This window comes from Mucilaginibacter sp. dw_454, from assembly GCF_018449775.1.
In the GTDB taxonomy this organism is placed as follows: Bacteria; Bacteroidota; Bacteroidia; order Sphingobacteriales; family Sphingobacteriaceae; genus Mucilaginibacter.
On record NZ_JAAVVB010000002.1, the window covers coordinates 357824 to 374392 of the forward strand.

General features: G+C 43.9%; 15 protein-coding genes. 5 read left to right on the forward strand and 10 right to left on the reverse strand.

Annotated features, from left to right (window positions below):
- Positions 1–60: 60 nt before the first annotated feature.
- Both HB679_RS08750 and HB679_RS08755 read right to left on the reverse strand, forming a co-directional pair.
- Positions 61–672, reverse strand: coding sequence for a fumarylacetoacetate hydrolase family protein (locus HB679_RS08750; protein WP_214071584.1), 612 nt, complete (start codon positions 670–672; stop codon positions 61–63).
- A gap of 161 nt (positions 673–833) precedes the next feature.
- Positions 834–1319, reverse strand: coding sequence for a T9SS type A sorting domain-containing protein (locus tag HB679_RS08755; RefSeq protein ID WP_214071585.1), 486 nt, complete (start codon positions 1317–1319; stop codon positions 834–836).
- A gap of 196 nt (positions 1320–1515) precedes the next feature.
- On the opposite strand from HB679_RS08755, the gene HB679_RS08760 reads away from it, so the two are divergent.
- Positions 1516–3462 (forward strand): KUP/HAK/KT family potassium transporter, encoded by a 1947-nt coding sequence (locus HB679_RS08760; RefSeq protein WP_214071586.1) that lies wholly within the window; start codon positions 1516–1518, stop codon positions 3460–3462.
- An 88-nt stretch (positions 3463–3550) separates the two neighbouring features.
- A complete protein-coding gene (locus HB679_RS08765; RefSeq protein ID WP_255547564.1) occupies positions 3551–4348 on the forward strand; it encodes a phosphatase PAP2 family protein in 798 nt (265 codons plus the stop codon).
- 1 nt (position 4349) lies between these two features.
- Here the strand turns inward: HB679_RS08765 and HB679_RS08770 are convergent, their stop codons facing one another.
- Both HB679_RS08770 and HB679_RS08775 read right to left on the reverse strand, forming a co-directional pair.
- Entirely contained in the window at positions 4350–4604 is a 255-nt protein-coding gene (locus tag HB679_RS08770) for a SemiSWEET transporter (protein WP_214071587.1), read from the reverse strand.
- 62 nt (positions 4605–4666) lie between these two features.
- Complete coding sequence (locus HB679_RS08775; RefSeq protein WP_214071588.1) at positions 4667–6364, reverse strand: amino acid permease; 1698 nt, start codon at positions 6362–6364, stop codon at positions 4667–4669.
- A gap of 69 nt (positions 6365–6433) precedes the next feature.
- Between HB679_RS08775 and HB679_RS08780 the strand changes: the two genes are divergently transcribed.
- Positions 6434–7093 (forward strand): phosphatase PAP2 family protein, encoded by a 660-nt coding sequence (locus tag HB679_RS08780; protein WP_214071589.1) that lies wholly within the window; start codon positions 6434–6436, stop codon positions 7091–7093.
- A gap of 120 nt (positions 7094–7213) precedes the next feature.
- On the opposite strand, the gene HB679_RS08785 is transcribed toward HB679_RS08780, so the two are convergent.
- Positions 7214–7867, reverse strand: a complete 654-nt coding sequence (locus tag HB679_RS08785; RefSeq protein ID WP_214071590.1) for a hypothetical protein — start codon at positions 7865–7867, stop codon at positions 7214–7216.
- A gap of 143 nt (positions 7868–8010) precedes the next feature.
- The gene (locus HB679_RS08790; protein ID WP_214071591.1) at positions 8011–9711 is read right to left on the reverse strand and encodes a M3 family oligoendopeptidase; all 1701 of its coding nucleotides are present in this window, start codon (positions 9709–9711) and stop codon (positions 8011–8013) included.
- 434 nt (positions 9712–10145) lie between these two features.
- On the opposite strand from HB679_RS08790, the gene HB679_RS08795 reads away from it, so the two are divergent.
- Entirely contained in the window at positions 10146–12080 is a 1935-nt protein-coding gene (locus HB679_RS08795) for a hypothetical protein (RefSeq protein WP_214071592.1), read from the forward strand.
- A 374-nt stretch (positions 12081–12454) separates the two neighbouring features.
- Here HB679_RS08795 and HB679_RS08800 read toward each other — a convergent pair whose 3' ends face one another.
- The 4 genes from HB679_RS08800 to yihA form a co-directional block, all read right to left on the reverse strand.
- Entirely contained in the window at positions 12455–13381 is a 927-nt protein-coding gene (locus HB679_RS08800) for an NAD-dependent epimerase/dehydratase family protein (RefSeq protein ID WP_214071593.1), read from the reverse strand.
- A gap of 278 nt (positions 13382–13659) precedes the next feature.
- Complete coding sequence (locus tag HB679_RS08805) at positions 13660–14271, reverse strand: Crp/Fnr family transcriptional regulator (RefSeq protein WP_214071594.1); 612 nt, start codon at positions 14269–14271, stop codon at positions 13660–13662.
- Between the two features lie 9 nt (positions 14272–14280).
- Complete coding sequence (locus HB679_RS08810) at positions 14281–15162, reverse strand: UbiA-like polyprenyltransferase (protein ID WP_214071595.1); 882 nt, start codon at positions 15160–15162, stop codon at positions 14281–14283.
- A 114-nt stretch (positions 15163–15276) separates the two neighbouring features.
- Positions 15277–15900 (reverse strand): ribosome biogenesis GTP-binding protein YihA/YsxC, encoded by a 624-nt coding sequence (gene yihA / locus HB679_RS08815; protein ID WP_214071596.1) that lies wholly within the window; start codon positions 15898–15900, stop codon positions 15277–15279.
- 165 nt (positions 15901–16065) lie between these two features.
- Here yihA and HB679_RS08820 point away from each other — a divergent pair, with 165 nt between their 5' ends.
- Entirely contained in the window at positions 16066–16560 is a 495-nt protein-coding gene (locus HB679_RS08820) for a VOC family protein (protein ID WP_214071597.1), read from the forward strand.
- Positions 16561–16569 lie beyond the last annotated feature (9 nt).

A 16569-nucleotide genomic window follows, 5' to 3' on the forward strand; every position in this document is an offset into this window, starting at 1 on the left:
AACGAGCCAGGAGTTTTATAAAAATTGAGTTAATGTTAAGTACCTAACGCCCAATGACTATTATTTAATATAGAAGTCAATCAGTTTTTCGCCCTCTAAGAAACCTTCCAGGTGATCGCCTATGTTTACTTTGCCTACACCGACCGGAGTGCCTGTAAAGATCAGGTCGCCTTTTTTTAGGGTGAAGTATTGAGAAACAAAAGCAATAATATATTCAAAAGAGAATAGCAAGTTGCTGGTATTACCCGTTTGTTTGCGCTGCCCGTTAATATCCAGATGAAAGTTTAAATCATACAGATTGGCGAATTGAGCTTTGGGCACAAAGTTGCTTACCGGGGCCGAGCTGTCGAAAGCTTTAGCCAACTCCCAGGGCAGGCCTTTTTCTTTATGGCGCGATTGGATATCGCGGGCGGTAAAGTCTACGCCAAGACCAATCTCCTCATAATAACCGGCTGCAAATTTTTCGCTGATGTGTTTGCCTTCTTTATTGATCTTGAGCACAATCTCCAGCTCATGGTGCACGTCCTCAGAAAACTCAGGATGATAAAAAGGCTTGTTATCTTTCAGTAAAGCAGTATCGGGTTTTAAAAATATAACCGGAATAGTTGGCACCGGGTTATTTAACTCATGAGCGTGCTCGGCGTAGTTGCGGCCAATGGCAATGATTTTCATAGGTTTTAATGAGTGAATGAGTGTTTTAGCGAATGAGTGAATGCACTTATTCGATAGTCGGCTAATTTAATAAAAATGGATGAATGGATGTGTGGATAGACAGATGAGTAGTATAGCGATAAAATTGATTATTAAAAAACATTCACTCAATCACTCATTAACTACAAAAGCGAGATCCGCTTAATTACAGACTCTGTACCGGCAATTACGCGGATAAAGTAAAAGCCGCGGTTAAGCTTATTGCTAATCTGGCGGTTAAGTACCTGCTCGCCGGGTTCAACCCTTTGCGAAAACAGCGTGAGGACGTCATTACCCAAAACATCTACCATTTTAATGGTGACGTTTGAGTTGCGCGATACCACATATTTTAAATTGATCTGGTCTGTTATAGGATTTGGAAACACCTCGACGTTGCTTAACAATTTATCGGAAAGTAAAACCACATGCGCGTTTGAGGTAGTATTGGGTTTTACAGGCGGTACAGATAAGGAAAGATTAAGCGGGCTCTTCCTGGGCTTCCGTTTTATCAAAGAGTAGCTAATGGTGTCGCGCAATGGTTTAACAGGGGTAGCAAGAGCACAATTCACGGATATCGCCAGCGCAATTAGTAACATCCACGAATAAAAAGAGGTAAAATTTCTCCTCATGCCTTACAATTAGTTATGGCTACAAAAGTATAAATAAAGTTTTCATCAATTTCGATATTCTCAGCGTGATGCTGTTTTTTAACAAAATTTAACAATGCCTCATACATGTGTAACAATTAATTTCTTTATACGTTTCAACAATTTTTAAGTTGTAACTCAAATAATTTAATACTTTTGTGCGTTTACAATCAAGATAGTGTCGCATCATAAAGATCTACAAAAACTGACGGCCGCTGGCCTCCTCATCAGTTTAGGAATTATCTACGGAGATATCGGTACCTCTCCGCTATATGTTTTCAAAGCCATCGTTGGTAGCCAACACATTTCAGACATCCTGGTTTTAGGCGGTGTGTCCTGTATTTTCTGGACGCTGACCATGCAAACCACCTTAAAATATGTTGTAATAACGTTACGTGCAGACAACAAAGGCGAGGGGGGGATTTTCTCTCTTTTCTCTTTAGTTAGGCGCAAGGCTCATTGGCTCATCGTCCCTGCCGTAGTAGGCGGTTGTGCTTTATTAGCCGACGGTATTATTACGCCCCCCATCACTATATCATCAGCTATTGAAGGCTTGGTGCCGCAGTTCCCTCATTTGCATACAGTGCCGGTGGTTATTGCCATCATAGGCGGGTTGTTTTTGATTCAGCAATTCGGTTCATCAACCGTAGGTAAGGCTTTTGGCCCTATCATGTTCATTTGGTTTACCATGATGGGTGTGCTGGGTATCAGTTATATTGTACAAGATCCTACCATTATCAGGGCGCTAAACCCTTATTACGCTTTTGAGCTATTGACAAATCATAGTTACCATGCATTTGTTATCCTGGGTGCGGTTTTCCTGTGTACTACAGGTGCCGAAGCGTTATACTCTGACTTAGGTCACTGCGGTCGTAAAAACATCCAGATAAGCTGGATCTATGTTAAAACCTGCTTAATATTAAACTACCTGGGCCAGGCTGTGTGGCTACTAAAACACAACGGACAGGTAATGGATTTAAACCTGCTAAATCCTTTTTACAAGATCATGCCAGAGTGGTTCCTGATATTTGGTATTGGTATAGCAACTGTGGCTGCTATTATTGCCAGCCAGGCTTTGATATCAGGCTCATTTACCCTGATAGCAGAAGCTGTACGTTTAAACTTATGGCCCAAAGTTAAAATCCATTACCCAAGCGAGCAAAAAGGCCAGCTATACGTATCAAGCGTTAACTGGTTGTTATGCGCCGGTTGTATTGGTGTGGTATTACTGTTTAAACATTCAGACAGAATGGAGGCAGCTTACGGTTTGAGTATTACGGTAGCCATGTTAATGACGACCATTTTGGTGTCCCGATTCCTCCGTCGTAAAAAAGTGCCGACTTACATGGTGAATACCTTCCTGGGTTTATACCTGTTAATTGAAGGTACTTTCCTGTATGGTAACCTGAATAAGTTTGTCGATGGCGGCTGGTTTACTTTGTCTATAGGCGCTTTCTTATTCTCTGTAATGTGGACCTGGCATACTGCCCGTAAAATCAGAAACCGCTACGTTAAATTTGTTGAGATTGACGATTACTACAATATCATTAAAGAATTAAGCGACGACGAAACTGTTCCAAAATACGCCTCGCAACTGGTTTATTTAACCAGCGCTAACTTTAACTCTGAAGTTGAATCAAAGATCATTTATTCCATCCTGCAAAAGCAACCTAAACGTGCCGACGTTTACTGGCTGGTACATGTTGACGTGGTTGACGAGCCTTACAAAAAAGAATATGAGGTTGATGTGTTGGTGCCTAATAAACTGATCCGTATTGACTTTAAACTGGGCTTCCGTATTGAGCAACAAATTAATTTGTTATTCAGGCGTGTTGTTGAAGACCTGGTGAAAAACGGCGAGGTTGATATCACCAGCCGATATGAATCGCTTAACAAACACAAAATTGTGGGCGACTTCCGTTTCGTGGTGATCGAGAAAGTGCTTTCGCGCTCGCATAACCTATCGTTCTATGAAAAGGCTATTATGGCGTTTTATACTTATCTCAAAAAGATTAGCTTGTCAGAAGAGCGGGGTTTTGGTTTGGATCTGAGCTTTGTAACCATAGAGAAAGTTCCGCTGATGCTGGCTGCACCTGAAAGCGTTGAAATTAGCCGCGTTATTTAATTTTTCTAAAAACCACATGTTAAGATAATATTACTTCAATATTAATACAGAATGTCAAGCTAATTTGGCCATTTGTATTAGTATGTCTATGAAGTATCTAATAGTTTCTTTCTTATTTATTATTTCTATGCGTGCCAATGCCCAACAGGGTGCTGATACTGCCAGGAAAAACCTCGGTGACACCATTAAAAAGGATCTTTTAACTGCGCCAGACACAGTTAAGAAATTGCACACCAAACCATGGGCGCTGGTTGCTCCTGCTATTGCTATAACCTATGGTGCTTTAACTTTTGGTGTCCATCCGTTACGCCGGATAGACTATTTCATTCAATCTGAGACAAACAAAACAGGAGCAAATTTCCATTCTAAGGCCGAAAGTTATTTTCAATTTGCGCCTGTGGTGATGGTTTACGGTCTGAATTTAGTTGGGGTAAGTGGTAAAAATACCTTTGTTGATCGTACGGCTTTACTAGGCCTGTCTGCGGGTATATTAGGGGTGACCGCTTTCGGCACTAAACATTTTACACATAGGTTAAGGCCAAATGGAAGCGACTATTTTTCATTTCCGTCTGGCCATACCGCCACGGCATTTATGGGCGCCGAGTTTTTAGCCCAGGAATATTCAAATAAGTCGCCTGTATACACCGTTATCGGCTATTCGTTTGCGGTCACCACAGGAGTTTTTAGGATGTATAATCGCGATCATTGGTTCAGTGACGTAGTTGCCGGTGCAGGCGTGGGTATTATCTCTACCAAGCTTTCTTATCTGGTTTATCCTTATATCCGTAATGCATTGACTCATACCGATAAAAAAGGTAAAAGCGTTATGGTGATGCCGACTTATCAGGATGGCATTCCCGGGATGTCCTTTGCTATGCAGCTATAAATTATTTATAACGCAACTTGTAAACCAATATCGTCCCGGCAAAAATAAAGGTGACAAAGTTAGCGGCGGCAACCGGTGCGCTATGATACATAATACCATACATTAGCCACAAAAATGTCCCAACGGTAAACACCACGTACATAGACAAGGATATCCCGGTGGTATTTTTGGTGCGAATGGTTTTCACCGCCTGCGGTAAAAACGATATGGTGGTACAAAATGCGGCGGCGAAGCCTATTAAATCAATGTAAGTCATTGTGTTGCTATAGGATACACAAATATACAAATAGATAGTGTATTATTTACACTATGATATTTTTAATTAATCTCTTTACCCAAACGGCTATTTTTGTAGCTGTAAGTAAAATAGATCACCAAGCCTATTACAAGCCATATCAAAAAGCGCAACCAGTTGGTGTAGCCAAGTTGAGTCATCAGGTAAAAGCAGCTCATCAGACCTAAAACAGGTATTAGCGACAGATTTTTGATGAACGACAGCACCGTCAACACCGCAGCCAGGATAATGAATAAAAACATCGGGAAGTTTTCATGAGCGTTCTCACCAGAAAACAGTTCCATTATGGGCTTCCAGAAAACTACCATCCCTACTACAAATAATACCGGTACAATAAATTTACTGTTGACATAGGGTAAATGAAAGCGGCCTTTATGTGCGGCCTCTCTCGGTAATAATAACACGCCACCGCACACCAGTACAAAAGCAAACAAGGTCCCAATACTGGTTAAGTCGGTAACCTCGGTGAGGTTCATAAATAATGCAGGTATAGCTACCACAAAGCCGGTAACAATGGTTGCGAATGACGGGGTATGATATTTGGGGTGGATGCGCGAAAATGCTTTGGGTAATAAACCGTCGCGGCTCATGCTCATCCAGATCCGTGGCTGACCCAATTGAAAAATCAACAAAACACTTGCCGTAGCTATTACCGCACTGATAGAAATTACATAACTGATTTTGCTTAAACCTACTTTACCAAACACAAAAGCCAACGGATCTGCAACCTGAAGATCTTTATAATTAACCATTCCGGTAAGCACAAGGGCCACCAAAATGTATAATACAGTACAAATAATGAGCGAGTAGATCATGCCGCGCGGTAGGTCGCGCTGCGGGTTTTCACATTCTTCGGCAGTGGTTGATATCGCATCAAAACCGATATAGGCAAAGAAAACTCCCGAAACACCTTTCATCACCCCGCTAAAGCCGTTAGGCATAAACGGGTGCCAGTTGGCCGGTGTAACATAAAAGAAGCCGATCAATATAACCGCAATAATAACGGCGATCTTTAAATACACCATAGCGTTGGTAGCGCGCTTAGTTTCGCGAATACCGATATAAACCAGGTAGGTAATGATAATAACAATAAGCAAAGCCGGCATGTTGGCTATCAGCTTAAAATCTCCAAAACCTGGTGCCGTGGCCCAGGCGGTGGCGCCGGCTTTCATAGCATCGGTAATCTGGCCCAGATTATGACTTGCCGTAAGCTGTAGTACCTGCCCGTGCGCTTTAAACGCCGAGTAATAGTCCATGGTCAGATAATCGGGCACATGGATATGAAAACCTTCCAGCAAATTCAGGAAATAGCCGCTCCATGATATAGCTACCGCGATATTGCCAATGGCATATTCCATCAACAAATCCCAGCCGATGATCCAGGCAATGAGCTCGCCAAAAGAAGCGTAGGCATAAGTATAAGCGCTGCCGGCAACGGGTATGCGCGAGGCAAACTCGGCATAACAAAGCGCAGAAAATCCACAGGTAACGGCGGTAATAATAAATAAGAAGCTAACGGCAGGCCCTCCGTAAAAAGAAGCCTCGCCGATGGTCGAAAAGATCCCGGCGCCTACTACTGCAGCGATACCCATCAGGGTTAAGTCGCGCACATTCAGCTCTTTTTTAAGATGTGAGCCTGAATGTTCGCCGTCGCCAAACCCGGATGCAACGTCGGCTAATATTTTACTGATTGATTTTTTACGAAATATACTCTTTGACATTCTTATTAATTTGCTTCAAACCTACCAAACATAACTATTTTTTTGTTAGGATATGCTTACTTTGCACCCATGAATATCGGAATAAAGGACGTTTTATACAAAGTAAGATTCTTTTTTATACCCTACCTGATACTGATAGCTCTTTGCCTTGTCATTAAGCTAACGCATACCCGCGAAGAGATCTATTTCGCCGTAAACGCCCGCAACTGGACATGGGCCGATGCTATAGCCCAGTGCATCACAGATATTGGCGATGGTTGGACTACCATTACCATTTCACTGATCTTGCTACTATTTAGTTACCGGAAGGCATTTGTATTGGCCGGAAGTTATGCGCTTGCCTCGGGCGTTGCGGCGCAGGGTTTAAAGTTTTTATTTGATGCTCCCCGCCCCAAACTGTATTTCCATGATCAGCTAAGCCGAATCCATTTTGTTAAAGGGATTGACCAGTTAAGTTATCATAGTTTTCCGTCGGGACATACCATAACTGCCTTCTCTACAACTATTATCATTGCCTACTGGGCGAATAATAAGTTTTGGGGATTTCCACTACTATTGCTTGCCATGCTGGTTGGCTATTCACGCATGTACCTGAGTCAGCATTTTTTTGAGGACGTTACTGCCGGTTCTGTGATTGGCGTTCTGGTAACTGTGATATGGTTGTGGTGGACCGAGAACCGACAGTTTTTGAAGTCGCCGAAATGGGATAAGGGATTGTTAAAAAGATAATAATCATGTCATTGCGATTGTAGCGTGGCAACCGCGAACTATTGCATCCTTTTTATTGCTTCGTCGTTCCTCCTCGCAATTGACAAAAAGAGGTCTCGCTGGTAGCGAGACCTTTTAATCTTATTCAAACTCTAAATTCTTCTGTCGCTGGCGATACCAGACAATACTTGCTACAATGAGCACCATAATACCTATAATCACAATTATCCAGGTTACTGAAAATCCTTTAGCGTTAGACAAGTATTGATTATGACGATCTAACGTAGGCGCCAACTTGATGGAATTGACAAACGATTTATACTCACCGGTGATCATTCCGCTGCGAGCGTTGGGATATACATACTCGAAAACGTAAGTAGCTGCATTAGTATACAGCAATACGATGTTTCGAAGTTGGATATCGCCCTGGCCATTATCCGTTTGCAGGGTAAAGGTTTTTGCCTTTAGCTTACCGATGGTAGTATCTCTTACAAACTGTGCACTGGCATCCTGGGTTTCAGATTGGATGGTTTGTACGTTTTGTTTCATGACGTTATCCAGGTCGCGTTCATGTTGAAGTGGTGTAGCTTTGGCATTAGGCGTACGCATTACTACCACATAACCCAACTCAGAGTTTGATGAATATATCTGCTGACCCAAGGTATCGGTTTTTTGATAAGCTACGGGTAATGACACGGTAACTGCGTTATCAATAGCTACCGGTTTTAATGCCTGCCCAAAGCCGGCCACGGCAGATAATATCAATGATGCGGAAATTAAAAATAACTTTTTCATACACCTTATAGCCCTAAAACCGTACCAAAATGGCGTTTTCGGCCGGTTTATGACACTGGCATAGACATTCAGGCGTGGCTTTTTACAACCACGCCTTAGCTAATGTATTAAATGATATTTAGCTGATAAACAGCGGTATGACATTAGAGCTTATCAATCTCACCCTTGATAAAATCGGCTAGTTCTTTGACATAGCCGGCACTGAAATCGAACTTAATGCCTGCCGTTTCATAGATCTCTTTGATGGTTTTGGTGTAACCTAATTTTAGGGCACTCAGGTATTGCTCCAGGGCTTTCTCCGGGTTTTCCTTATAGTTTTTGTATACGGCGATGGCGCCTAATTGTGCAAAACCGTATTCGATATAGTAGAACGGAATCTCAAAGATATGCAGCTGTTTTTGCCACAAGTTGGCTTCGGCTTCTTCCAGTCCGCTCCAGTCGGCAAAGCCGGCGCCGAATGGTTCATAGATCTTTAACCATGCCTCGGCACGTTCAGATGCCAAGTGATCCGGGTTGGTATAGATCCAATGCTGAAACTGATCAATCACGGCTACCCATGGCAGCGTTTTCAATACGTCAACCAGTTGATCGCGTTTGGCGCGTTTTAGGTCCTCTTCGTTATCAAAGAACACATCCCAGTTATCCATCGAGATCAGCTCCATTGACATTGAAGCCAGCTCAGCCACTTCTGATGGGCAATGCTTGAAATCGTTCAGTTCCAGGTCGGCAGTCAGGAAGGTATGTACCGCATGGCCACCTTCGTGCACCATGGTGGTTAGGTCGCGGAAGGTATTAGCCGAGTTCATGAAGATGAACGGCGCACCGGTTTCTGATAGTGGATAGTTATAACCACCAGGCGCTTTGCCTTTGCGGCTCTCTACATCAAACAGGTTATTGTCCTTCATGATCTCTAAACGCTCACCCAGGTAGCTATTAATGTTGCGGAAGCATTGGATCGACTTCTCGATCAGCTCTTCGCCGTTGTTAAATGGTTTCAAAGCCGGTTTGCCTGAAGTGTTAACATCCATATCCCATGGGCGCAGGGTGGCCAGGTCAAGCTTTTGCTGGCGTTGGTGAGCATGCTCGCGCAGGATGGGAACGATTTCTAACTCAATGGCCTCATGGAAGGCATAGCAGTCCTGTGGTGTATAATCAAAACGTCCCAGTGCCTGGAACATGTAGTCGCGGTAGTTCTCGAAGCCGGCGTTAAGGGCTACTTTATGGCGCAGTACGCGCAGGTGGTCAAACAGGTCATTCAGCTTTTCCTTCTCCTGCAGGCGGCGCGCGGTGATCTTCTCCCATACTTCCTGGCGCTTGGTGCGGTCGGTATCTTTTAAGAATACGGCTGCTTGCTCCAGCGTATACTCCTTATCGCCCATATGTACGGATAGCGAACCACTGATAGACTGGTACTTCTGCTGCTCCACCTGGATCTCGGTTTGCAGCGGTATGTTCTCCTCGCGGAACAACTCCAACGACTTCTTGATGCCGCGCAGGTATACAAAGTACTTGTCCTTATTCAATTGGTCCAGGTATGGGCTGGCTACCAGCTTTTCATTAAGCTCATTGCTGTAAGGCGCGGTTTTAGGTTCGATATCAGTAGCGAAGTATTGGAAATCGGCCAGCAGTTGCTCGTTGTTGGTATCGCAGGTCATGCGGATATAGCGCCAGGCAAAGTCCTCCTCTAAAGCGGCTTCCAACTCGCTGCGGTCATGCAGCCAGCGCTCCAACTCGTCAACCGAATGGATAGGGCGCTCTACCAGGTCTTTGTAAATAGGTTCCAGCGTCTCCCATTTTATGTCCAGGTTGGCCGGAATGTATGTTCTTGTTTTCTTGTGGATCATGATGTGTTGATGTGCAAATATGTAGCTATGCAAATGTGCGAATTAGTAGGCAGGAGTGAAAGCAGGGAGCGTGTTTTGTTTCACGTGTGTATGTAACAGATGAAACAAGTGAAACAGTATTTTTAAATAACTAATTGTTAATCAACTTTTTAATAAAATTTAGTGAAACAGAATGAAACAGTAAAAATGACTTTTAAGTATTTTTTTGTTTCACCAGATAATTTTAAGTTTATCAATTTTAAGCTTAATCACATATTCTTTTGGAGATAATATAATCCATCTTTTAAATAAGAATGTCCATTTTTTACCGGCGATTTACTTTACAGGTTTGATCTCAAATTTGCGTATATCTACAATAAAATTTTAAAAGCGGTTTAAATCGCTAATTTTCATTTATACAGCTACCTGAAAGCATTTAAAACCAATTTAATTAGATGAATAAACTTATAGCTTTTTTGACGATATTTTTTATTTCCTCGAATATCAACGCGCAAACAACAATCTCTTTAAATGGAAATGATAAGGGCAGAGCCTTTGAAGGTATCGGCGCGGTGAGTGCCGGAGCCTCTACCCGTAACCTGGTTGACTACCCGGAAAAGCAACGCGCTGAGGTGCTAGACTTTCTATTCAAGCCGAAATTTGGCGCCGGTTTTCAGCATCTTAAAGTCGAGATAGGCAGTGGCGAAAATTCTACCTGTGGCAGCGAACCCTCGCATGCTATTACCCAGGCAGAATTGGCCGACCCTAAACCCCGCGGTTATGAATTTTGGTTAATGGCCGAAGCGCGTAAACGCAACCCGCAAATAATACTGGACTGCCTTCCATGGGGCTATCCAAGTTGGGTTGGCAATCGCTTTTCGCAAGCGTCGGCCGACTGGTTTGTTTCTTTCCTGCAAACAGCAAAAAAATACTATGGGCTTGACATTAACTGGATCTCTGCCGCCCAAAACGAAAACGGAACAGATTTGAATTGGGTTGCCAACAATTTGCGCCCGAGTTTAGACGCTCACGGTTTTTCAAAAGTTAAACTCCAGGCTCCTGACGATGACAGCGAGTTTTGGCAGATCTTCGATAAACTGGAAACTAACCCTAAGCTTAATAAGCTGATTGACGCAGTTGGTTACCACTATGTAGATGGACGCGAGCCCTGGACAATTGACCAAAAGACCGGTCACAACGCAACCGAAAAAGCCAAGCAGTCGGGTAAGCCATTATGGGCAAGTGAGGAATGGAGCCAGTCCGGAAAAGAGTGGGGCGGCAAAGGTGCGCTTTACCTGGCGCGTGTAATGAACAAGCTTTATACCCGCGATCGTATCACTAAATTTGAGATTTGGTGCCCGGTTGATGGTATTTATGATCAAATTATTTGGGGCGATACCGGCGCCTTACAAGCCGACTCGCCCTGGAGTGGTCATTATACCATATGGTCGTCTGTATGGGCAATTGCGCATACTACCCAATTTGCAGAACCCGGCTGGGTATATATGGATAGCGCTTGCGGCCAGTTTGATGCTACCACCTGGCGCGGCAGCTATGTTTCGTTACGTAATCCCAACACCGGTGATTGGTCGGTTGTGATGGTTTCCGGCGATAAAAGAAAAGTGAAATTCAATGTTGGCGCAGGACTTAAAAACGGGCCTGTTTATTTATGGAAATCTACCGAAAAAGAGCAATTCATCAAACAAAAACCCTTACGCATAAATAAAGGTACCGTAGAAATTGAATTAGAACCGGATGCCATTTACACCTTAACCAGCACCACCGGGCAAACAAAAGGTTCATTCGGTATCCCGCCGCCAGGCAAGCCCTTTCCGCTGCCGTATACAGAAGATTTTGCCAGCTATAGCCAAGGCCAAACACCACGCTATTTCTCTGATCAGAAAGGCACGTTCGAAACTTACCAGTACCCCAACGGCGGCATGTGCCTGGCACAGGTTGTGCCGGATCAGGGCATTTTGTGGTATAGTAACTGGTTATTGAAACCGCACTCGTTGTTTGGAGACGCTAATTGGAAAAATTATAGCATTGATGGCGATGTTTTATTGGACGGCGGCGACGTTGAAATTGGGGGACGCTACGCGGAAAGGGATAAGCTTGGCTACCGCTGGATATTAACCCGTGATGGACGCTGGCAGCTAAATTGGCAATATACCACATTAGCCTCCGGGCAAATTGAGCAATTCAATCCCGCAGCCTGGCACCACCTGCGCCTGGAAATGAAAGGCGACCAGGTTATTGGTTTTGTGGATGGCAAGAAATTGACAACCACCACAACGCAATCAGGATTAAAAGGTATGGCTTTTATTGCCAGTACCTATAATCATAATCTGTTCGATAATATTCATGTGGAGCCGTTGGTTGGTAAATAGTAATTAATTTGTCATTGCGAGCGAGGAACGAGCGTGGCAATCGCACGCTGCAAAGTCCGCGATTGCCACGCTACGCTCGCAATGACAGAAAATTATGCTGTCCGAAGTCTGTGACTTCGGACCACTATGCCGGTAGTCTTCAGACTACCGTGGTGTTTGCGAGTAGTTACAAACTACTCGCATAACCGTCTGAAGTTATAAACTTCGGACAGCGTATTTTTTGTTTCACCATGTTTCTTAAATCCTTCACTCACCACCACGTCATCCTGAGCGTAGCGTGAGGATCTCTTGTACGACAGACAAAGGATAAGCGATCCGGAGATTGTCACGCTCGTTCCTCGCTCACAATGACGAGGTGGAGATTTATCAATTCTCTATCCTTTATACAAAGTCTCCGACATATGCTTGATCCCCTCTTCATAACTTGTCGGTTTAAAATTAAAGGCCTTTTCAAACTTGCTGCTGTCCAGGTTATAATCATGATCAAACTGGTAATACATCTCAACGGCACTCCTGGTCAATTTGTCAAACAGTCCGAATAAAATCATCATCAATTTATTAATGCGCATGTATTTTGGTTTTACGCCGTAGATTTTGGCTGCAATTTCCATAAATTCTTTACCGGTTATGGCCGGCGCAGTAGGCAGGTGCCAGATCTGGTTGTCGCTGTCAGGGTTTTGGCCCAACAGGAACATGGCTTTGCCCATGTCGGGGATATAGCTGTAATTGTGTTTGCAATCAGGATTGCCAACCCATTGTGCGGTTTGTTTCCTGGCATATTTGGCCAGCACCATCATATCGGCAACGCTGTTGGTGGTGTCGGTACCATAAAAGTCGGCGGCGCGGGCTATGCTGGCTTTCAGGTTGCCGGCTTTAACTTCGGCCATCAGCATATCGGCAATACCGGCGCGAATCTCGCCTTTTACGCTGCTGGGCTTGTAAGGCGTGCTCTCTTTCATCGGGCCGTCAACCAGTCCGTACATATAAACGTTATCAAAAAATATTAAACGGGCCTTGTTTTCTTTTGCTACCGCGATGACATTGTGCATCAGTATGGGCCATTGCTCACGCCAAACATTCGCATCATAAACCAAACCTGCGCAGAGGTAAATAACGGTTGAACCCTTAGCCGCAGCCGACAGCTCCGGATAATTCAACAGGTCGGCTTTTTGCCAGCTCAGTTTATCGCCTTTAAATTTTGTTTCGCGACGACTTACCAAACGGATGGTTTCGCCATGATTTAATAATTCGGTGGTTAGTGCGTTTGCTACCGGTCCGCCGGCTCCTAGTATAGTATGCATGATCTTTCTTGTTTTAGTATGATACAAATGTAGATCAGCCTTGAGAGCCAAAACGTTATCTTAAGATAAGAAATTAGAGGTTAGCGTTCGACAGCCTCCTGGCGCAATGTTATTAAGTTAAGAGGATAAAAAAATAAAGTATGTCATTTCGAACCGAGGTACGAGGGAGAAATCTATACAAGACAGGTCGGCGACACTTCTATGTATAGATCTCTCCCGTTGGTCGAGATGACAAAATTGTTTAATTTGAAGACAATGCTTCTGGAAAGGTTCAGAGATCAGGCGGATTTACTTGGCGCCATTAATCTTCTGCGGATGCGGGAAAGCGATACCGGGGTTATCCCCAGGAAGTTGGCAATGTAGTGCTGCGGCATTCTTTGCAGGATCTCGCGACCGGTGCTGAGCAGATCCAAATACCTTTCTTCAGGGGTTTGGGTGATGAAGGCAGCTACGCGGTCCTCATAGCAGCATAAATAATATTCGGCGGCTAAACGACCGAAGCGCTCCATTTTATAAGCCAGCAGTGGGTTGTTCAGCATGGCGTCCATGTCCTTTTTGCTGATGTTGATGAGGCGGGTATCCTCCAATGCCTGGATATAATTTAAAGCAGGCATACCGGTGAGGTAGCTTTTATAAGAGCTAACAAACTCATTCTCAAAACTGAAATATCCTGTTATATCAACCCCATCCTTAATATGGAAGTAGCGTACCGAGCCGGTAACAACAAAGGCTATTTTGTCGCAAACTTTACCTTCGACAGCGAAATATTGTTTCTTCTTGAGTGTGCTATAGGTTAAATGTTGGGTGAAAACAATCCACTCAGCCTCATTAAACGTTACAAACTTTTCGAGCGATTTTCTGAATGTAATTAGTGCGGTCGAGCTGTCCATACGCTAAATTTAAAGTCTTATCCCCATAAATAAACCATGTGGTAGCAAAACTCTATCCAATAAGAACAAAGTCGCAAATACCACACTGGCAATACCGTTGGTGGTCATGAAAGCAAAGTTTACCCGGCTTAAATCGTTTGGTTTTACCAGCAGGTGCTGATAGGTCAGCATCACACAGAAAAACAAAATGCCGATATAGTAAAGCAAACCAACGGTGGTGAAGAACACGGGCAATACGATAAACGTAGCCGACAGCAAATGCAGAAAAGTAGATAATCTTAAAGCATTCACCTTACCCAGATAAGCCGGGATAGAATGCAGGTTTTCGGCGCGATCAAAATCCTCGTCCTGCAAAGCATAAATAATATCAAAGCCACTTACCCAACATAATACAGCCAGCGAGAAGAAGATCGGCAACAAATCAAAATGACCGGTAACTACCAAATAAGCACCGATAGGCGCAAGGGACAAACCTAACCCTAAAACTAAATGGCAAAGCGCGGTAAAGCGTTTAGTCGCGCTGTAACCCAACACCACCAGCAAAGCCACCGGCGACAGGTAAAAGCAGAGTGGATTAATAAACCAGGTAGTAGCTATAAACAAAGCGCAGTTAGCTAAAGTAAACGTCAAAGCCGATGCCGCGCTAATGCGCCCCGCCGGGATGTCGCGCACTTTGGTACGTGGATTTTTGGCGTCAATGTCGCGGTCCAGGTAGCGGTTAAAGGCCATAGCACTGTTACGCGCAAAAACCATACACAACACCATCATCAGCAGCTTTTGCCACTCGAAGGTGTAGCTGGTGGTGGTCACCGCCAAAAAGAAGCCAATGAAGGCAAATGGCATAGCGAAAATGGTATGCGAGAAGGTTACTAGTGATAGATATTTTTTCATTTGTTTGTATATTCAATTCCTGTTGTCATTGCGAGCGTAGCGTGGCAATCGCGAACATTGCAACCTTGCGATTGCTTCGTCGTTCCTCCTCGCAATGACAGTTGTGTTTTTTACTTATTCAAACGTCTTATAATCCGGTACTTCAAATCCTTGGTTTATCTCACTCACAAAGCCTAATATCTCGTCGTGCCCGGTATGCAGCTCAGACGAGGTAATGAAAATCCTTGGCACCTCATCAAAACTTTCTAAAAGCGCTTTTTTAAATTTAGCTACGTTTTGGTCGGTTTTAATGCTGGATTGTTTGTCTGCCTTGGTAAATACCAGTACAAAAGCCAGCCCCTTTTCGCCCAGCCAGTTGCAAAACTCCAGGTCGATTTTTTGCGGCTCCAGCCTGCTGTCAATCAACACCATCACGCATTGCAGGCTTTCACGCTTATTCAGATAGGTTTGAATAAATTTGTTCCAATCCTCTTTTTTGCTTTTAGATACCCTTGCGTAACCATAGCCCGGTAAATCAACAATGTACCAGTTATCATTGATCAAAAAATGATTAATGAGCTGCGTTTTACCCGGTGTTTGCGAGGTTTTAGCCAGTCCTTTTTTGCTCACCAGCATATTGATCAACGAGGACTTGCCCACGTTGGACCGCCCGATAAAAGCATATTCAGGCTTTACCGGTGGCGGTAGCTTGCTGATCTGGGTGTTGCTGCAAATAAACTCGGCCGTTTTAATTATCATTTGGCAAAGGTAGTGATTAGTGATTAGAGATTGGTGATTAGAGGTTAGGAGCTTGTAACGCGCCATCATCTAATTGTCAACATTATCTATGATATTTACTACCTCGACAAATATAGTTATATTTGATGTTTAAACATGTAATTTTAATTTAATCGATAACAGGAAATGTCCGAATATAAAATACCCGCACAAACCCGCATTGGCCACGTACATTTAAAAGTGAGCGATCTGCAGAAATCTCTTGATTTTTACTGCGGATTGCTGGGCTTTGAAAAAATGCAAATGTATGGCGACCAGGCCGCGTTTATTTCGGCCGGTGGTTATCATCATCATATTGGCTTAAACACCTGGCAAAGCAAGGGCGCTCCGCCGGCACCTGAGTATGCACCTGGTTTGTTTCATACTGCTATCCTGTATCCCGAACGTAAAGATCTGGCAGCTATTTTACAGCGATTAATCGAAGCCAAATATCCCATCAGCGGTGCGTCAGACCATGGCGTGTCTGAAGCTATTTATTTAGACGATCCGGACAAGAACGGTGTAGAACTATACTGGGATCGCCCGCGCGAAGAATGGCCACGCGAGGCAAACGGCGATATCAAAATGTTTACCGGCAGGTTGGATATTGAAGGTTTATTAGCGCTTAATTCAGCAGTTTAAAAAGAGGTT